Source organism: Streptomyces sp. NPDC086519 (genome assembly GCF_040686075.1).
GTDB lineage: Bacteria > Actinomycetota > Actinomycetes > Streptomycetales > Streptomycetaceae > Streptomyces > Streptomyces shenzhenensis.
The window spans coordinates 16,664-35,007 of the sequence record NZ_JBFBJL010000027.1 but is presented as its reverse complement, the minus strand read 5'-3'; the positions used below and the strand labels follow the sequence as shown (position 1 = coordinate 35,007).

Here is an 18,344-nt window from a genome sequence, read left to right as displayed (position 1 = left end):
CCGTCACCGGTACCAGCCGAACCGCTCCGCGATCACCGGCAGCCGGTCGGTCACCAGGGCGTGGGCCGCGGCGCGTGGGCTCGTGCCGTCGGACTCCGCGCGGTTCAGCGTCAACTCCACCAGGGCCCGCATCGACCGGCGGGTGTGGGCGAACGCCTCGTCCGGGTCGGGGCCGATGTCGCCGAAGAGGGTCCACCACCACCAGGCGTTGGTACCCGAGTTCACGACCACGTCCGGCAGCACGGTCACCCCGCGCGCGGTGAGCCGCTCCTCCGCCTCGGGCAGCACCGGCATGTTGGCCGCCTCCACGATCCAGCGGGCGGTGACCAGGTGCTCGTTGGCGGCGTCGACGACGTACGACACCGCCGCCGGCACCAGCACCTGGGCGTCGGTGGACAGCCAGGCGTCACCGGGCAGTTCCATGTCACCGGGGCGCAGCACCGCGCGGTCGACGGTGCCGTACGCGTCCCGCGCACACAGCAGCGCCTCGACGTCCAGTCCCGCCGGGTTGGCGATCGTCCCCTTGATGTCGGCGACCGCCACGACGGTCAGCCCCGCGCGGGCGAGGAACCGCGCCGTGGCCCCGCCCATGGTGCCGAGGCCCTGCACGGCGACCCGCGTCCCCTGGTACGGCACCCCGGCCCGGTCCAGGGCCGTCAGCGCCGACTCGGCGACCCCGCAGCCGCCGGCCAGCTCGTCCAGGCCGATCCCGTCGACCTCGACGGCGAAGGCGTCCGCGAGCCGCCGGCGGGCCGCCGCCTCGTCGTCCAGCAGCGGATACACGGCCTGGATCGAGGAGACCAGTCCCGCCTCGGCGGCCGCCCGGTCCACCAGGTCCTGGGTGAGCCCCAGGTCCTCGCCGGTGGTCCAGAAACTCTCCACGTACGGCCGCATGGCGCGCAGATAGCGGACCAGCAGGGCGTACGCCCCGGGGTCCTGCGGATCGCAGTCGATGCCGCCCTTGGCGCCGCCCAGCGGGATGTAGCGGCCCTCGGGGTTGTAGTGCAGGGCCTCCTTCATCGTCATTCCGCGCGCGAGCCCGGTCACCTCCTCCAGGGTGCAGCCCGGCCGCATCCGCAGACCGCCGCTGGCCACGCCCCGCACCAGCCGGTCGACGACCAGGAAGCCCTGGCGGCCGGTGACGTGGTCGGCCCAGACGAGGGACATCAGGGGAGCGGTCACGGGGGTTCCTCGGGAGCTTCGCGCAGAAGGTGTTACTGAACAGTGGGTCAGTATTGGGAGGCGGATGGTGCGGTGTCAACGCCGACTGTCCAATGGGCCGACCATAATGGGGACCTCGGCGACACCTCTGGAGGTACCGTGACCGGTTTGCGTTCCCTGAGCTCCGGGCTCCGCGTGCTGCGGCCCGCTGCCTTCGGCGCGGACCCCGGCGGCGAACGCCTGGCCCGCATCCAGGGCTCCCCGCACTTCAAGGACGGTGTCTTCCAGAACCCCGGCGGCACCACCCGGATGCGGCCCTCGGGCTCGATGCTGGAGTTCGCGAAGACCTACTTCGAGAAGGAGCAGCGCGCCCGCAGAGCTCCCCGGGGCACCGTCCCGGTGCATCCCACCACCGTCGCCGACCTCTCCCGGCCCGCCGCCACCGGCCTGCGGGTGACGTGGATGGGCCACTCCAGCGTCCTCGCCGAGATCGACGGACACCGGGTCCTGTTCGACCCCGTCTGGGGCGAGCGGTGCTCTCCGTTCCCGTTCGTCGGCCCCAAGCGGCTGCACCCGGTGCCCCTGCCGCTCGCCGCGCTCGGCCCGGTCGACGTCGTGGTCATCTCGCACGACCACTACGACCACCTCGACCTGCCCACCATCACGGCGCTGGCCGGCACGGACACCGTGTTCGCCGTGCCGCTCGGCGTCGGCGCCCACCTCGAACAGTGGGGCGTGCCCGCCGGCCGGCTGCGCGAGCTGGACTGGCACGAGGAGACCAAGATCGACGGACTCACTCTGACGGCCACCCCCGCCCGCCACTTCTGCGGCCGCGGGCTGCGCAACACCCAGCACACCCTCTGGGCGTCATGGGCCGTCACCGGCGAGGAGCACCGGATCTACCACAGCGGTGACACCGGGTACTTCGACGGCTTCAGGGACATCGGCGCCGACCACGGGCCCTTCGACGTGACGATGATCCAGATCGGCGCGTACAGCGAGTACTGGCCCGACATACACATGACGCCTCAGGAGGGCGTGCGCGCCCACCTCGACCTCCAGGGCGGACAGCCGCACGGTGTGCTGCTGCCGATCCACTGGGGCACCTTCAACCTCGCGCCGCACGCCTGGGCCGAGCCGGGGGAGTGGACCAAGGACGCGGGCGACGAGGCGGGCCAGACGGTCGCGCTGCCGCGTCCCGGTGAGCCGTTCGAGCCGTCCGGGAAACTGCCCGCGGACCCATGGTGGCGTACGGTCTCGGCGCCGATCGCCCGGCCGTGGCACCGCGAGAAGCGGCCGGAGGGCGCGCCGGGGCAGGGGGACCTCGACCTCGACCTCGCGGGCGAACGGTGACCGGCGGGCCGGTGACCCGTCGAGGCGAGGACCGCGTACGAAAGGCCTGTGACGCCGTCACCGACGTGGCGATGGCGTGAAAGCGGCGCGCATGCCCCTGCACGGCCTGGGCAGGGGCATCGTCGTTCGTTATGCACATATGTCAAGTTCCGCTTTTTTTGCCGGGAGTTGAGCTTTTCCGGCGCTTCTGCACCGAGGCCGTGCGCCCGGTCCCGGCACGCTGGGCTCGGCCGTCGAGGCCGCTCGCCTGGTCCGCGGCCTGATGCGGCTCCTCCTGCCTGACGGACCGGCGCTACCCGCCGTACGGCGAATGACTCGGCAGTGCCCTCGCCCGCACCCCCGCGCGCCCGCCGCCCCGCGGTTCACGTTCGAATTCAGCGGCTTCCTCGCCGCCGCCCCTGCCGCTCCCGGCCCTTCCGGGTGCTGCGCGCCGGCGACGAACAGCCGAGGCCAGAGAAGTCACTGTGAGTGATGCCCTGGGGGGTGCGGGGCACGGAAGGCCCTGTCAGCTCTCCTGGCGAGCCGACCGAGGGCGTGCGGACCGAGCGGTGGGGAGTGGGACCGGGGTGATGGGGACCCCGGTTCATGTCTTCGGCGCCTTTTGTGTCCGACCGTTTCTGAGCAGGTCGGATCGGTCGGTGACTGATCGAGGGCGGGTTGCCGAGGGGGTTATCGATCCTTCGTGCGACGGCTCATACCAGAGCGGGACCATCTCCGGGGGACTTTGTCAACTGCCCACCACTCATGATGCCGTGGCGACTACTGTGAGTGTCCGTCGGGCGGCGCGGGGCCGAATTCTCTTGCGGTCCCCTCGGCCGGCACCGCGATGGCGCATGCCCGACTCGGGCGACCCGCGCGAGAAACCAGGCCCGACGGACCAGTACGAGGACGCAGATGTCTCACCTCCGTGCACCGGCCGCCCGTGCCGACCGCCGTGAGGGCGGTCGGCACGGACGGCCGGTCGCCCGACCCGTTCCCGCGCTGCCCGAGACCCACATACGGCCTCAGCTCATGCGTCTGGCGGTCCTGCCGCCCGTCGCGGTGGCGCTCAGCGGCTGCGCGGCCGTCCTGTTCACCATCCGCTCCAGCGGCGCCCGGCCCAGCCTCACCCTGCTGGCCGTGCTCACCGGAGCGGTCTCGGTGACGGCCGCGGGCATCGTGATCGCCGCCGTGGCCGCGGGCCGCGCCGCCCGCTCGGTCAGTGACCGCGTCGGCATCCTGCGGCGCAACGCCGCCCGCGGCGAGGCCGATCTGCCGGCCCTCGTCGACGCGCTGCGCCGCGGCGAGACCCCGCCCCCGCGCAAGCCGCGCGGCGGACCGCCCGAGGACGCGGACGACTTCGAGCTGCTCGCCGCCGACCTGTCCCGCCTGTACGACGGCGCCGTCACCGCCGTCGTGCAGGCGGCCCAGCTCTCCAGCCAGGCGGGCAGCGAACAGAAGCTGGAGGTCTTCGTCAACCTGGCGCGGCGCCTCCAGTCCCTCGTGCACCGGGAAATCTCGATCCTCGACGAACTGGAGAACGAGATCGAGGACCCGGACCTCCTCAAGGGCCTCTTCCACGTCGACCACCTCGCCACCCGGATCCGGCGGCACGCCGAGAACCTCGCCGTCCTCGGCGGCGCCGTCTCCCGGCGGCAGTGGAGCAACCCCGTCTCCATGACCGAGGTGCTGCGCTCCGCCATCGCCGAGGTCGAGCAGTACTCCCGGGTCAGACTCGTCCCGCCGATCGACGGGGAACTGCGCGGGCACGCCGTCGCCGACGTCATCCACCTCCTCGCCGAACTCGTCGAGAACGCCACGGTGTTCTCCGCCCCGCACACCCAGGTGCTGCTGCGTGCCAACCTCGTCACCTCCGGCCTCGCGGTCGAGGTCGAGGACCGCGGACTCGGCATGCCGGTCGGCGAGCAGTCCAAGATGAACGCCCTGCTCGCCGACCCCGACCAGGTCAACGTCGCCAGCCTGCTGGCCGACGGCCGCATCGGCCTCTTCGTCGTCTCCCAGCTCGCCCGCAGACACGGCATCAACGTCCGCCTGCAGACCAACATCTACGGCGGCGTCCAGGCCGTTCTCGTCGTCCCGCAGGATCTGCTGGGCACGGCACCGGGCGCACCCGGGGCTCCCGGTGCCGTACCGCAGCCACGCGACACGGCGAACTGGGGCGGTGCGCCGGGGGCGCCGGGTGGTTTGCCCGGAGCTCGGGGAGTACTCCCCTCCGGCGGCACCGGGGCGCCGGAAGGCGTCCGCGGCGGCGCCCCCGGACCGGACGCGGGGGCTGGCAACCGGGCCGCCACGGGCGGTCCGCCCGACGGCCGACGGCCCGGGCAGCAGCAAGGTCCCGCCACGGCCGGCGCCGGCGGTCGGCGCCGGCACGCGCAGCCCGGGGACGCGCCCGCGCCGCTGCCGGTGCGCGGCGCCCAGGAGATGCGCCCCAACCCCGCCGAGGCGTTGCCCGGCATCCGGCCCGAGGACCGTCCCACGGTCGCCGGGCACGAGGGCAGCGTGCCCGTACCGCGCGTCGGCGCTGTGCGCGGCACCATGGGCAAACCCCAACTGCCGCGCCGCCGCGCCCAGGAGCACATCGTTCCGCAGCTCCGCGGCGGCCCGGCACCACGCCAGGACAACGAGTCCCCGGCCGGACACGACCCCGGTCTGATGGCCGCCTTCCAGCGCGGCATCGGCCTCGCCGAGGCCCAGCAGCACCTGGAAGCCACCCAGACGGAGCCGACCGCCGCCGAGCCTGTGGGCGGGACACCTGGCGCATCCCTCCACGACCATTTCACCGACATGGGGTTCGGGGACGTGGCCGCCGGCGACGGATCCGGCGACCGGCCGACCAACACCTCCCATGCCACGCACATGGAGGCTCCGTACGTGGAGGCTCCGTACGTGGAGGCTCCGCACATGGACGCGGCACACGCGGATGCGGCACTCAGGGAGGCCGGCCACCTGACTCCGGACCGCACAGCTTCCGATCGCACGGCCTCGGACCAGTCGACCCGGGACCGCATGACGCCCGACGCCATGGAGCTGGACCCTCTGTCTCCAGACCACATGGCCTCAGACCACATGGCCTCACACCACGCAGCCTCCGCCCCCATTGCCTCAGACCACACGGCCTCAGACCACACGGCCTCAGACCACATCGCCTCGGATCACACGACCTCCGACCACATGACCACAGGCCACCCGGCCATGGACCACCTGGCCCCCATCCCCGCCCCCACCCACCTGAGCCGGACACAGCGGGAACCCTCTGACGCCCAGTCCGCGTCCCGGCCCGAGTCCTACTCCCAGGCCCTGCGCCCGGTGCACACCTCCGAATTCACCGCCGGGCCCGACGGGAGCGCACCGGCCGGATGACCAGCACCGTCCCCGTCCCCACCCCCACAGCTCCCGCAGACCTTCGTACCCCAAGGAGTCGATCCACCATGGCGAGCGATGCGCCGACCGCCCAGGTATCCGACCTCGACTGGCTGATGAGCGGCCTAGTGCAGCGCGTACCGCACACCACCAGCGCGGTGCTCCTGTCCTGCGACGGGCTGGTGAAGTCCGTCCACGGCCTGGACCCGGACAGCGCCGACCACATGGCGGCGCTCGCCTCCGGCCTGTACTCGCTCGGCCGCAGCGCCGGCGTCCGGTTCGGCGACGGCGGGGACGTCCGCCAGGTCGTCGTCGAACTCGACTCGACGCTGCTGTTCGTCACCACCGCCGGCTCCGGCACCTGCCTCGCCGTGCTGGCCGGCCGGGAGGCCGACGCCGCCGTCCTCGGCTACGAGATGGCGATGCTGGTCAAGAGCGTCCGCCCGTACCTCGTCACCGCGCCCCGGCAGCACGCCGTCGAATCCACGGCGATGAGGCCTTGAGGGTGGCGGCAGCCGGCGACGGGCCCTGGCTCGACGACGCGGCGGGACGCCTCGTGCGCCCTTTCACGGTCAGCAACGGCCGCACCGAGCCCAGCATCGCCCTCGACCTCATGTCGCAGGTGATGGCGACCGGGTCCACGCCCCTCGGCTACCTCGGCCCCGAGCACGCGCAGGCACTCGACCTGTGCCGTGCCCCCGTCTCGGTCGCCGAGGTCGCCGCGCACCTCAAACTGCCCGCCGTGGTCACCAAGGTGCTGCTCTCCGACCTCGTCGACTGCGGGGCGCTGACCACCAAGCCCCCCGTTTTCCACCACAACCCCACTGACCGGTCCCTCCTGGAGGCAGTGCTCGATGGACTACGACGACAGCTCTGATCCCTTTCCCACCGCGCTGAAAATCCTGGTGGCCGGTGGGTTCGGGGTCGGCAAGACCACCTTCGTGGGCGCGGTCAGCGAGATCGCGCCGCTGTCCACGGAGGAACTCCTCACCACGGTCAGTGCCGCGACCGACAGTCTCGAAGGAATCGAGAACAAGGTCGAGACGACCGTGGCCATGGACTTCGGCCGCATCACCCTGGACCCGGAACACGTGCTCTACCTGTTCGGCACGCCCGGACAGGAGCGGTTCTGGTTCATGTGGGACGAGCTGTCCGAGGGCGCGCTCGGCGCGGTCATCCTCGCCGACACCCGCCGCCTGGAGGACTGCTTCGCGGCCGTCGACTTCTTCGAGGAGCGCGGCCTCGGCTTCATCGTCGCCATCAACGAATTCGACGGTTCCTACCGCTACGACCCCGACGAGGTGCGCGCCGCCATCGACCTCGACCCTCAGATCCCGGTGGTCCGCTGCGACGCCCGGATCTCCAGTTCCGGTGTCCAGACCCTGCTCACCCTCGTCCGCCATCTCATCGCCCACGCTCCGGTCTCCGCGCCGAGCCACGGCGCCCACATGTGAATCCCGCACACCCCCTACGGAGCCCGTATATGACCCACGTCCACCGCGACGGAGCCCGCGCATGAGGTACGACCCGTCGCGCCCGCCCGGTCGGCTGCTGCTCACGCCCGAGGACAAGGAGGCACCCGAGCGCACCCGGCGCCTCGGCCAACTGCGCCTGGGCGCACACCCGGACCCCGCCCTCGACGCCTACGCGGACCGTCTCGCCGAGGTCACCCGGGCGCCGTACGCCATGGTCAACTTCATCGACCTGAACCGTCAGTTCTTCGCGGGTCTGCACCTGCCGGACGTGGCGCCGCCCGTGGTGCGGCCCGACGGCAGCACCCCGGTCCTGGGCCGTGAGCTGCCCCGCGACCATGGTTTCTGCCCCCATGTGGTGGTCCGGCGCAAGGCGCTGGTCCTGGAGGACGTCTGCGACTACCCGCGGTTCGCGGGCAATCCGGTCGTCGACGAGTTCGGGATCCGTTCCTATCTGGGTGCCCCGCTGATCGACAGCACGGGAACGACGCTCGGCACGGTGTGCGTGGTCGACGTGGAGCCGCGGCCCTGGGGCCGGCCCGGCCTGGAGACCATCAAGTCGTCGGCGGCGGAGCTGGTGGCCCGTATCGAGCGCCGCGAGGCCGACGGTCTGCCGCTGCTGTGACGACGGGAACAGCCCCGTCACTAGCCGACCGGTCTAATATCTCCGTATCCTGGCCGCATGGGACGTACCAGTGACGCCAGGCGGAAGATCCTCGATGCCGCTCGCTCGCTGATCGAAGGGCGCGGCTACTCGGCGCTCGGTGTGGCCGAGATCTGCAAGGCCGCCGGGGTGCCGAAGGGCAGTTTCTACTACTTCTTCGAGTCCAAGGAGGCCCTCGCGCTCGCGGTCGTCGACGAGCACTGGGCGGCCCAGAAGCGCGACTGGACCCGGGCCCTGACCGGTGACGCGGAGCCGCTGCGCCGGCTACGGCGGCTGCTCGAGGAGACCGAGGCCGGTCAGCTGGCGGCCCAGCAGGGCTGCGGGACCGTGGCGGGCTGTCTGTTCGGGAACCTCGCCCTGGAGCTGAGCAATCAGACCGAGGCGGTCCGCGGGCGGCTGCAGGAGATCTTCGACGCTCAGGTCGACATGGTGGAGTCCGTCATCGCCGAGGCCCGTGAGCGCGGCGAGGTGGGCGTGACCGACACCCGGGAGGCGGCGCGGGCGGTGGTGGCGCAGCTGGAGGGCCAGGTGATGTTCGCCAAGCTGTACAACAGCGCCGGGCGGCTGAGCCCGCTCTGGCACAACTGCCGGGCTCTGCTGGGGATGACAGTGACCTCACAGCTGTTCTGACAAGATTATCATCGAAATTGTCAACAATCCTTGGGCTCCTTGCCCGCGGTCGGGGACTCGAACGAGCCGCACAGCCCGATTCGCCCGCGGTACCGCCGCAGCGGTGCGCAGGTACGGCTGTCACCACGTAACCCGCCTACGAGAACCTGTCGATCTACCCGTCGCCAGGAGGTGAGCACCGCCGGCTCACCGGGCAGTGCTTGGCTCCGTCCGGATCCCACCCGCGCAGCGCCTAGGAGCGGGTGGCCTCGGCCGGCTGCGGCTGTCGTACGCGCACTGTGTGGGCGCCGCCCATGTGGTGCGGGAAGCCGATCCGCAGCACGGCGGCGGCGACGGCGGCCGCGAGGACCACCACGGCGGCCAGCAGCAGGGCCTGGTGGTAGCCGTGGCGCAGCAGCGGGGCGACGACCGTCGGTCCGAGGATCTGGCCCACGGAGTATCCGGCGGTCAGCAGGGCTACGGAGCGCGGGAAGCGCAGGTGCGCGCCCGTGGCCAGGGCGAGGGTGCTCACGCCCAGGAACGTGGCGCCGAACAGTACGGCCGAGGCAAGGGCGGCGGCCGTGCTCCCGGTCAGCGCCGGCAGCGCGATGCCGGCCGCCTGGATCGTGAGCGCGGTGAGCAGCAGACCGGGCCGGGACCAGCGGCGCCCGAGCCGGGCCCACAGCGCCGAGGAGGGTACGGCGGCCAGCCCCACCAGCACCCATGCGCCGCTGCCGAGCCAGCCGGGGGAGCCCTGGCCGATCGCCGCGACCAGGAAGGTACCGGCGACGATGTAGCCGACGCCCTCCAGGAAGTAGCTGACGAACAGCGCGCCGAACCAGCGGTGGGCGCGGGCGCCGGGCCGGTCGCCGGTACCCGTCGCGACCGGCGCGTCCTCGGGCCGCAGCCGCCAAGAGGCCGCGGCCAGCACCCCGGTGAGCGCGGCCGCCGCCCACCAGGCCGCCCGCCAGTCGGCCACGGACCGCAGGGCCAGGACCAGCAGACCCGACAGCGCGATTCCGGCGCCCACCCCGCCGAAGGCCCACCCGGGCAGGTGTGCCGGGTGGTCCCGCAGATGGTGCAGCAGGGAGGCGACGGCGACCACGAAGACCAGGGCGCTCGCCACTCCGGCCAGCAGCCGCAGCGCGGCCCACACCGCCGTGCTGTGCGTGAGGGGCATCGCGGCGAGCGTGGCGGCCAGCAGGAGCAGGGAGCCACGCAGCACGGTGCGCGACCGGACCAGCGCGGGTGCCAGGGTGCCGGCGAGCGCGCCCACGAGGTAGCCGGCGTAGTTGGCGGTGGCCAGGTTCGCCCCGGCCGCGGCGGACAGGCCCGCCTGGGCGTGCATCAGCGGGAGGATCGGGGTGTAGACGAAACGCCCGATGCCCATGCCCGCGGCGAGTGCGGCGGCCGCCCTGCTGACATGGGTCCACGGAGAGGAGGCGGTGGAGGCGGGGGTCATCGGGTGCCGTCGCCCCGGCCCGGGTCGTTGGGATGGGACTCCAGCGGGGTGACGGTGAGCGTCATCCAGGGGCGCAGCGGCAGGGTGCCGAGGACCTTCTCGTGGAGCTCCTCCTCGTCGGCGGCGCGCCAGACGCCGATGCTGCGCAACTCGCCCACCGGGCGCCACAGCCGGGCCAGATGACCGGTCGCGGCCAGTTCACGCGCCCGGACGACCTCCGCCGCGCGCCGCCGGTCGACCTCGTCCTGGCCCGTGCCCTCGGGGACGGTGGTGGTGATCTCGACCAGGAACTCTCGCACGGCGTGCTCCTTTCGTCGTCGGTGCCTCCATCGTCCGCCGACGCCGGCGCCGGTGCCACGACCGGCGGCCTCGCTGCTGAGAGGCGCAGCCTCCCAGCGCGCGTAGCATGACGCGCGTGGAACTGCGCCAGCTGCGGTACTTCGTGGCGGTCGCCGAGGAGCTGAACTTCGGCCGGGCCGCCGAGCGGCTGCTCATCGCCGGCCCCTCGCTCTCCCAGCAGATCAAGGCACTCGAACGGGACCTGGGCGTCCGCTTGTTCGACCGGGACCGCCGCTCGGTCTCCCTCACCCCGGCCGGCGCCGACCTGCTTCCGCACACCCGCGCCCTGCTGGAGCGGGCCGACGACCTCGAACGCCGGGCCGGCCGGCTGTCCGGTTCGCAGTCGGTGCGCCTCGGTTACGTGAACTGGCTGCCTCCGGACCTGGTGTCGAAGACGGCCGCCGCGGCCCGGGTCCATGTGGACGCCTGGGTCGCCCCCTCGCACACCCAGGCCGCCCGGGTCGCCGACGGCAGCCTGGACCTCGCCGTCTGCTGGGTGCGCACCGAGGACCTCGCGCGGCTCGGGCTGCGGGCCCGGCTGGTCGGCGCCGACCGGCTCTACGCCGTCGCGAAGGGCACCGACACGAGCGACCTGCCGGCCCGGGACGCCGACATCCTGATCGACGACGACATCACCTCCTGGGCCTCCTGGAACGTGTACGCCGAGGAGCTCACCCAGGCCGTCGGCGCCCGCGCGGTGCGCATATCCGACGGCGCCGTCACCGGCCCCGCCTACTTCGACCACGTCCGGCGCTGCACCCGGCCCGTCCTCAACTCGCCCAAGGGCCAGACCGCCCCGCTCCCGCCCGATCTGGTCCGCCGCGAGATCGTCGCACCGAAGGTGTACTGGACCTGGTCCCTGGTCTGGCGGGCCGACGAGGACCGCGCCGGTGTGCTGGCCGCCGTCGACGCCCTGTGCGACGGCGTCGGCGACTTCGGGATCCACGCCCCGGACGCCTGGCTGCCCGTCGGCGACCCGTACGCACTCCCGGGCTGAGCTGCACTGGGAGGCACAGCCTCCCAGCCGGGAGGAAACCGATCCTGGCGCCCCGGAGCGGAGAGGCCTACGGTCCAAATAGTCGACCGGTCGGCTAGTCATCGGTCAGCCACTACAGAGAAGGTCACCATGAGCACGCAGCAGCAGAAGGTCGCGATCGTCAGCGGTGCGTCGCAGGGCATCGGCGCCGCCATCGTCGAGGGCTACCGCAAGCTCGGCTTCGCGGTCGTCGCCACCTCCCGCACCATCGCCCCCACCGACGACGCCGGCGTCCTGACCGTCCAGGGCGACATCGCCGACCCGGCGACCGCCGAGCGGGTGGTGGCCGCCGCCGTCGAGCGGTTCGGCCGTGTCGACACCGTGGTCAACAACGCCGGCGTCTTCGTCGCGAAGCCCTTCACCGACTACACCGCCGCGGACTACGCCGCCGTGACCGGCATCAACGTCGCCGGCTTCTTCCACCTCACCCAGCAGGCCCTCCCGCACCTGCTCGCCCAGGGCGGCGGACACATCGTCAGCGTCACCACCAGCCTGGTCGACAGCGCGGACGCCCGGGTCCCCTCGGTCCTCGCCTCGCTGACCAAGGGCGGCCTGCAGTCCGCGACGAAGTCCCTGGCGATCGAGTACGCCACCCGGGGCATCCGCGTCAACGCGGTGTCGCCCGGCACCATCAAGACCCCGATGCACCCGGCCGAGACCCACGAGTTCCTCGCCGCCCTGCACCCGGTCGGCCGGATGGGCGAAGTGAGCGACATCGTCGACGCGGTCCTCTTCCTGGAGACCGCGCCGTTCGTCACCGGCGAGATCCTCCATGTCGACGGCGGCATGAGCGCCGGACACTGACGGCAGGCGCTCACTCGAGCACGTCACCAGGGCACCCGAAAGAGGAGCGGACATGACCAGCACGACGGACGACACGGCGATCCTGACCGGGGTGCTCGACCGGTGGAAGGAGGCCGTCGACGCGCACCGACCCGAACGCGTCGCCGCCCAGTTCACCGAGGACGCCGTCTTCCAGGGACTGCACCCCTACAGCGTCGGACGGCAGGGCGTCGCCGCCTACTACGACTCCCAGCCCCTCGGGATGAAGGCGGCGTACCGCGTCCTGGAGACCCGGCGGCACGCCGACGGCGTCGTCCTCGGCTACCTGGCCGTCGAGTTCTCGTTCACGGACCGGCCCCCGCTGGAGGTGAAGCTCTCCGTCCTCGTCACCCGGTCGGGCGAGGACTGGTACATCGCCCACTACCAGGTCTCCCGCCTCGACTGACCGTGTCCTGCCGGGCGTTGCGGGGGGTGTGAAGCGCAACTGTGGCGGCGCTTAAGAAATCCTCGATGGACCGGCGCCCCCGGGTGCGGCAGATTGCTGTGAGATTCCACCCCCCTCCCCGGCCGCGGGCCGCCTCGGCGTCCCCGCGGCCGGGACCTCACGCACAGGAGCCGTAGCGTTGAAGGCGCTGGTCAAGGAGAAGGCGGAGCCCGGGCTGTGGCTCACGGACGTGCCGGAGCCCGCGGTCGGACCCGGTGACGTGCTCATCAAGGTCCTGCGGACCGGCATCTGCGGCACCGATCTGCACATCCGGGCGTGGGACGGCTGGGCCCGGCAGGCCATCAGCACCCCGCTCGTGGTCGGGCACGAGTTCGTCGGCGAGGTCGTGGCGACCGGCCGGGACGTCAGCGACGTCAAGGCGGGCGACCGGGTCAGCGGCGAGGGACACCTGGTCTGCGGCAAGTGCCGCAACTGCCAGGCCGGGCGGCGCCACCTGTGCCGGGCCACGGTCGGCCTCGGCGTCGGCCGGGACGGCGCGTTCGCCGAGTACGTCGCGCTGCCCGCAGGCAACGTCTGGGTGCACCGGGTCCCCGTCGACCTCGACGTGGCCGCGATCTTCGACCCGTTCGGCAACGCCGTGCACACCGCGCTCTCCTTCCCGCTGGTCGGCGAGGACGTCCTGATCACCGGGGCGGGACCGATCGGTCTCATGGCCGCCGCCGTGGCCCGGCACGCGGGCGCCCGCCATGTCGTGATCACCGACGTCAGCGAGGAGCGGCTCGAACTCGCCCGCAAGATCGGCGTGAGCCTCGCCCTGAACGTGTCGCAGGCCGAGATCGCCGACGGGCAGCGGGAGCTGGGGCTGCGCGAGGGCTTCGACATCGGCCTGGAGATGTCCGGCCGGCCCGAGGCCATGCGCGACATGATCGCCAACATGACACACGGCGGCCGTATCGCCGTGCTCGGCCTGCCCGCACAGGAGTTCCCCGTGGACTGGGCCCGGATCGTCACCTCGATGATCACCATCAAGGGCATCTACGGCCGCGAGATGTTCGAGACCTGGTACGCCATGTCGGTCCTGCTGGAGGGCGGTCTCGACCTCGCACCCGTGATCACCGGCCGCTACGGCTACCGCGACTTCGAGGCGGCCTTCGCCGACGCGGCGAGCGGCCGCGGCGGCAAGGTCATCCTCGACTGGACCCACTGACGACACCCAAGGACTGATGATGTTCGACTCCGTGCGCGACGACCTGCGCGCCACCCTCGACGAGATCCGTGCCGCCGGCCTGCACAAGCCCGAGCGCGTCATCGGCAGCCCCCAGTCCGCGACCGTCGACGTCACCTCCGGCGGCCGCCCCGGCGAGGTCCTCAACTTCTGCGCCAACAACTACCTGGGCCTCGCCGACCACCCCGAGGTGATCGCCGCCGCCCACCAGGCCCTGGACCGCTGGGGCTACGGCATGGCCTCCGTCCGCTTCATCTGCGGCACCCAGGAGGTCCACAAGGAACTGGAGGCACGCCTGTCCGCGTTCCTCGGCCAGGAGGACACGATCCTCTACTCCTCCTGCTTCGACGCCAACGGCGGTGTCTTCGAGACCCTCCTCGGCGAGGAGGACGCGGTGATCTCCGACGCCCTCAACCACGCCTCGATCATCGACGGCATCCGCCTCTCCAAGGCCCGCCGCCTCCGCTACGCCAACCGCGATCTCGCCGACCTGGAACAGCAGTTGAAGGAGGCACAGGGCGCCCGGCGCCGGCTGGTCGTCACCGACGGCGTGTTCTCCATGGACGGCTACGTGGCGCCGCTGCGCGAGATCTGCGACCTCGCCGACCGCTACGACGCGATGGTCATGGTCGACGACTCGCACGCCGTCGGCTTCGTCGGCCCGTCCGGCCGCGGCACCCCCGAGCTGCACGGCGTGGCGGACCGCGTCGACATCGTCACCGGCACCCTCGGCAAGGCCCTCGGCGGCGCCTCCGGCGGCTACGTGGCGGCCCGCGCCGAGATCGTCGCCCTGCTCCGCCAGCGCTCCCGTCCCTACCTCTTCTCGAACACCCTCGCCCCGGTGATCGCGTCGGCCTCGCTGAAGGTGCTCGACCTGCTGGAGGCGGCGGACGACCTGCGGGTCCGCCTCGCCGAGAACACCGCCCTGTTCCGGCGCCGGATGACCGAGGAGGGCTTCGACATCCTCCCCGGCGACCACGCCATCGCCCCCGTGATGATCGGCGACGCGGCCGAGGCCGCCCGGATGGCCGAGTCGCTGCTGGAGCGCGGCGTGTACGTGATCGGCTTCTCGTACCCGGTGGTCCCGCAGGGCCAGGCCCGGATCCGGGTCCAGCTCTCCGCGGCCCACTCCACGGACGACGTCGACCGCGCGGTGGACGCCTTCGTCGCGGCCCGGGCGGAGCTGGCCGGCTGAGCGGGACCGCGGGCTCGGCGGGACCGGCGGGCCGAGCAGGTCCGGCGGGCTGAGCAGGGCCGACGGCCCGGGCGGCCCCGACGTATTGCGATAATCCCTCTCATGATCGAGGCGCGGCGGCTCCACATCCTCCGTGCGGTGGCCGACCACCGTACGGTGACGGCGGCTGCCGCCGCGCTGTATCTCACGCCGTCGGCCGTCTCCCAGCAACTGGCGGCCCTGGAGCAGGAGACCGGCCACCGTCTGGTCGAGCGCAGCGCCAAGGGCGTACGGCTGACCCCCGCCGGCGAGATCCTGCTCGCCCACACCAACGCGGTCCTCGCCCAGCTGGAGCGGGCCGAGGCCGAACTCGCCGCGTACGGCTCCGGCGAGGCCGGCACGGTCACCGTCGCCGCCTTCGCCACCGGCATCGCCCAGGTGGTCGCCCCGGCCCTGGCCCAGCTCGCCCGCACCGCCCCCGGCATCCGCCTCCGCGTCCAGGACGCCGAGGGCGACGCCAGCCTGCCGATGGTCCTGGACCGGCAGGTCGACGTCGCGGTCGCCGTCGAGTACCGAGGGGCCCCGCCCGCCGACGACCCCCGGCTCACCCACGTACCCCTGTACGCCGAGCCCTTCGACGCCGTCGTCCCGCTCCACCACCGCCTCGCCGACAGCCCCGAGGTCCCCCTCGCCGAACTGGCCAAGGACACCTGGATCGGCCCCTACCCCGGCAACCCCTGCCACGACGTGGTCGTCCTGGCCTGCGAGAGCGCCGGCTTCCAGCCCCGCCTCGAACACTCCTCCGACGACTTCCGTGCCGTGGTGGCCCTGGCCTCGGCCGACGCGGGCGTGGCCCTCGTTCCGCGCTCGGCGCTGCGCGGCATGGACCTGACCGGAGTCGTCGTACGCCCCGTCGACGGCGTCGCTCCGACCCGCCGCGTCTTCGCTGCCGTACGGCAAGGAGCCGAGGGCCATCCGCTGATCAGTCCGGTGCTCAGGGCCCTGAGCGAGGCGGCCCGGCTGTGAGCGCGGGCAGTTAACCTGACTGTTTCATATCAGGGATATCGTCCCGGATATGAAACGAGAGGTGACGGTCACCCCCGACCCCGTGGACGCCCGCCTCGGCGCCCGGCTCGTCGAGCTGCGGACCGAGCGCGGCTGGTCGCTGGGGGAGCTGGCGGAGCGCAGCGGAGTCAGCAAGTCCACCCTGTCCCGGGCCGAGCGGGCCGAGACCAGCCCCACGGCAGCCCTCCTCAACCGCCTCTGCGGCGTCTACGGCCGGACCATGTCCCAGTTGCTCAGCGAGGTCGAGGCGGAACCTGCCCCGGTGCTGCGCGCCGCCGAGCAGCCGGTGTGGGAGGACCGGGCCTCCGGCTTCGTACGCCGGTCCGTGTCGCCGCCGCACGGCGGACTGCGCGGCGAACTCGTCGAGGGCCGGCTCGCGCCGGGCGCGGACATCGCCTACGACCGGCCGCCGGTGCCCGGCCTGGAGCAGCACATCTGGATGCTGGAGGGGAGGCTCGGCGTGACCGCGGACGGCGTCGAGCACGTGCTGGACACCGGTGACTGCCTGCGGCTGCGGGTGTGGGGACCGACCCGGTTCCGCTGTGCCGGGCCGCGCGAGGCCCGGTACGTTCTGGCGGTGGTGCGGCCATGAGGACGCTGCGGCTGGGGGAGGCGCAACTCCGGGATCGGGCAGTGGAGTTGGCCGGGCTGCTGGCCGACACCGTGAACGCCGGGGCGTCCCTGGGGTTCCTCGCGCCGCTGGACCCGGAGGAGGCCGTCACCTGGTGGGCGGGGCGGGCGGCCGCGGTGGCCGCCGGGCACCTCGCCGTGTGGGTGGCACTGGACGCCGGCGGCCGGGTCGTCGGCACGGTCGGGCTCGACTTCCCGTTCCCCGGCAAACCCAACAGCCGGCACCGCGCCGAACTGGTGAAGCTGATGGTCCACCGCGACGCCCGCGGCCGCGGCGTCGCACGCGGGCTGCTGGCCGCCGCCGAGGAGGCCGCGGCCGCCGCCGGGATCACGCTGCTGCACCTGGACACCGAGACGGACAGCCCCGCCGAACGCCTCTACCGCTCCGCGGGATGGACCCGCGCCGGTGTCATCCCCGACTACGCCGCGGACCCCTCCGGCGTGCTGCGGCCGACGACCCTCTACTACAAGCGCGTTGGTGCTCCGGCCAGGTGACTGTCAGCGGCAGGGGCTACGGTTCGGGGCATGCCGGAAGCCGAAGACGTACGCCGTGTCGCCCTTTCCCTGCCGGACACCAGCGAGAAGATCGCCTGGAGTATGCCCACCTTCCGGGTGGCCGGGAAGATGTTCGCCACACTGCCCGAGGACGAGACCTCCATCGCCGTGCGCTGCCCCAAGGAGGAGCGCGACGAACTGGTGCTCGCCGAGCCGGGCAAGTTCTGGATCGCTGATCACGAGGCCCAGTTCGCCTGGGTCCGGGTCCGGCTCGCCGCCCTGGAGGACGACGGCGAACTGCGCGACATCCTGGCCGACTCCTGGAGGCAGGCGGCCCCGCCGCGGCTTCTGGACGCCTACCCGCAGGTGGGGCTGCCGGGCGGAAGCTGATCACCCCCTGGTGCCGCCGCGGCCGTCCGGTACGAAAGGCGTGCGCGATCACCGAGCCGAGTGCGGTATTGTTTCCTTGCACGTTTCGCCCGGGGAAACCCCAGGTCAAACGGCACCGGGACGTGGCGCAGCTTGGTAGCGCACTTGACTGGGGGTCAAGGGGTCGCAGGTTCAAATCCTGTCGTCCCGACGGTGCGAAGGGTCTTCGCAGGCGGGAGCCTGTGAGGGCCCTTTTGCGTGGGGCGTTTCCGATCTTCGGGATCGAGCATGCCGCTGGGACGTGGACCGCTCGCTGCGGGCGGGGAACCATCTGGAGACGCCCGCTGCAACCATCTGCCGGTCGCCGCGCAGCCGGCGCGGTTTTTGGGGGAGTGCCCGGTCGTAAATCGCCACGGCGGAACTTCTGCACGCCGATAGGGGAGCCGCCGACCTCGGCCTGCTGCGCCGCGTCCTTCCCGGCGGCTGACGGGCGGCCGGGGGCGAGAGCGTTCATGACGACGCCGACGACGTGCACGCTCGACGTACAGGGCGCCACGCCGCACCAGGAGCCGCGCGGCGACGACTACGGCGACGACCGGCATCGCTGCGGCGGGGACCGGAGGACCGTGTCCTGGGACTGGGGCGGGCCGCCCGGCACGACCGTGCGGTACTGAGACCCGGTGTCCCTCATCGCAGGACGCG

Annotated in this window: 19 protein-coding genes, 1 tRNA gene and 1 pseudogene; 18 read left to right on the top strand and 3 right to left on the bottom strand. The window is 72.5% G+C overall.

Annotation, left to right across the window (positions count from 1 at the left end):
• Nucleotides 1–3 precede the first annotated feature (3 nt).
• A complete protein-coding gene (locus AB0P24_RS25140; protein WP_365797589.1) occupies nt 4–1,182 on the bottom strand; it encodes a Glu/Leu/Phe/Val dehydrogenase dimerization domain-containing protein in 1,179 nt (392 codons plus the stop codon).
• A 138-nt stretch (nt 1,183–1,320) separates the two neighbouring features.
• On the opposite strand from AB0P24_RS25140, the gene AB0P24_RS25135 reads away from it, so the two are divergent.
• The 7 genes and pseudogenes from AB0P24_RS25135 to AB0P24_RS25105 all read left to right on the top strand — a co-directional run bounded on the left by AB0P24_RS25135 (nt 1,321) and on the right by AB0P24_RS25105 (nt 8,640).
• Nucleotides 1,321–2,514 carry an MBL fold metallo-hydrolase gene (locus tag AB0P24_RS25135; protein WP_365797587.1) on the top strand — a complete coding sequence of 398 codons (1,194 nt, stop codon included), beginning with the start codon at nt 1,321–1,323 and terminating at the stop codon, nt 2,512–2,514.
• Nucleotides 2,515–3,408: 894 nt separating this feature from the next.
• A pseudogene (locus AB0P24_RS25130) lies at nt 3,409–5,214 on the top strand (ATP-binding protein); the annotation flags it as partial.
• A gap of 728 nt (nt 5,215–5,942) precedes the next feature.
• On the top strand, nt 5,943–6,377 hold the full coding sequence (locus AB0P24_RS25125) for a roadblock/LC7 domain-containing protein (RefSeq protein WP_089107225.1): 435 nt from the start codon (nt 5,943–5,945) through the stop codon (nt 6,375–6,377).
• Nucleotides 6,378–6,379: 2 nt separating this feature from the next.
• A complete protein-coding gene (locus AB0P24_RS25120) occupies nt 6,380–6,751 on the top strand; it encodes a DUF742 domain-containing protein (protein WP_365797584.1) in 372 nt (123 codons plus the stop codon).
• Nucleotides 6,729–7,328 (top strand): ATP/GTP-binding protein, encoded by a 600-nt coding sequence (locus tag AB0P24_RS25115; RefSeq protein WP_365797582.1) that lies wholly within the window; start codon nt 6,729–6,731, stop codon nt 7,326–7,328. Before AB0P24_RS25120 ends, AB0P24_RS25115 begins: the two co-directional genes overlap by 23 nt.
• 61 nt (nt 7,329–7,389) lie before the next feature.
• Nucleotides 7,390–7,971, top strand: coding sequence for a GAF domain-containing protein (locus AB0P24_RS25110; RefSeq protein WP_365797580.1), 582 nt, complete (start codon nt 7,390–7,392; stop codon nt 7,969–7,971).
• A 57-nt stretch (nt 7,972–8,028) separates the two neighbouring features.
• Nucleotides 8,029–8,640, top strand: a complete 612-nt coding sequence (locus AB0P24_RS25105; protein ID WP_365797578.1) for a TetR/AcrR family transcriptional regulator — start codon at nt 8,029–8,031, stop codon at nt 8,638–8,640.
• Between the two features lie 232 nt (nt 8,641–8,872).
• On the opposite strand, the gene AB0P24_RS25100 is transcribed toward AB0P24_RS25105, so the two are convergent.
• Both AB0P24_RS25100 and AB0P24_RS25095 read right to left on the bottom strand, forming a co-directional pair.
• Nucleotides 8,873–10,081: a YbfB/YjiJ family MFS transporter gene (locus AB0P24_RS25100; protein WP_365797576.1), complete on the bottom strand. Its 1,209-nt coding sequence runs from the start codon at nt 10,079–10,081 to the stop codon at nt 8,873–8,875.
• Nucleotides 10,078–10,380 (bottom strand): muconolactone Delta-isomerase family protein, encoded by a 303-nt coding sequence (locus tag AB0P24_RS25095; protein ID WP_365797574.1) that lies wholly within the window; start codon nt 10,378–10,380, stop codon nt 10,078–10,080. Before AB0P24_RS25095 ends, AB0P24_RS25100 begins: the two co-directional genes overlap by 4 nt.
• Nucleotides 10,381–10,487: 107 nt before the next feature.
• Here AB0P24_RS25095 and AB0P24_RS25090 point away from each other — a divergent pair, with 107 nt between their 5' ends.
• The 11 genes from AB0P24_RS25090 (at nt 10,488) to AB0P24_RS25040 (ending at nt 18,316) form a co-directional block, all read left to right on the top strand.
• Nucleotides 10,488–11,417 (top strand): LysR family transcriptional regulator, encoded by a 930-nt coding sequence (locus AB0P24_RS25090; protein ID WP_365797572.1) that lies wholly within the window; start codon nt 10,488–10,490, stop codon nt 11,415–11,417.
• Between the two features lie 129 nt (nt 11,418–11,546).
• Nucleotides 11,547–12,260: an SDR family oxidoreductase gene (locus AB0P24_RS25085; RefSeq protein ID WP_365797570.1), complete on the top strand. Its 714-nt coding sequence runs from the start codon at nt 11,547–11,549 to the stop codon at nt 12,258–12,260.
• A 52-nt stretch (nt 12,261–12,312) separates the two neighbouring features.
• Nucleotides 12,313–12,684, top strand: a complete 372-nt coding sequence (locus tag AB0P24_RS25080; protein WP_365797568.1) for a nuclear transport factor 2 family protein — start codon at nt 12,313–12,315, stop codon at nt 12,682–12,684.
• Nucleotides 12,685–12,862: 178 nt separating this feature from the next.
• A complete protein-coding gene (tdh, locus tag AB0P24_RS25075) occupies nt 12,863–13,891 on the top strand; it encodes an L-threonine 3-dehydrogenase (protein ID WP_362754743.1) in 1,029 nt (342 codons plus the stop codon).
• A 19-nt stretch (nt 13,892–13,910) separates the two neighbouring features.
• Entirely contained in the window at nt 13,911–15,104 is a 1,194-nt protein-coding gene (locus AB0P24_RS25070) for a glycine C-acetyltransferase (protein WP_365797742.1), read from the top strand.
• Between the two features lie 102 nt (nt 15,105–15,206).
• Nucleotides 15,207–16,109 (top strand): LysR family transcriptional regulator, encoded by a 903-nt coding sequence (locus AB0P24_RS25065; RefSeq protein ID WP_365797566.1) that lies wholly within the window; start codon nt 15,207–15,209, stop codon nt 16,107–16,109.
• Nucleotides 16,110–16,158: 49 nt separating this feature from the next.
• Complete coding sequence (locus AB0P24_RS25060; RefSeq protein WP_365797564.1) at nt 16,159–16,740, top strand: helix-turn-helix domain-containing protein; 582 nt, start codon at nt 16,159–16,161, stop codon at nt 16,738–16,740.
• On the top strand, nt 16,737–17,273 hold the full coding sequence (locus AB0P24_RS25055; RefSeq protein WP_365797562.1) for a GNAT family N-acetyltransferase: 537 nt from the start codon (nt 16,737–16,739) through the stop codon (nt 17,271–17,273). Before AB0P24_RS25060 ends, AB0P24_RS25055 begins: the two co-directional genes overlap by 4 nt.
• Nucleotides 17,274–17,303: 30 nt before the next feature.
• Complete coding sequence (locus AB0P24_RS25050; protein WP_365797560.1) at nt 17,304–17,663, top strand: MmcQ/YjbR family DNA-binding protein; 360 nt, start codon at nt 17,304–17,306, stop codon at nt 17,661–17,663.
• Between the two features lie 116 nt (nt 17,664–17,779).
• A tRNA-Pro gene (locus AB0P24_RS25045) sits at nt 17,780–17,853 on the top strand.
• A 301-nt stretch (nt 17,854–18,154) separates the two neighbouring features.
• A complete protein-coding gene (locus AB0P24_RS25040; protein ID WP_365797558.1) occupies nt 18,155–18,316 on the top strand; it encodes a hypothetical protein in 162 nt (53 codons plus the stop codon).
• The last annotated feature ends 28 nt before the right edge of the window (nt 18,317–18,344 follow it).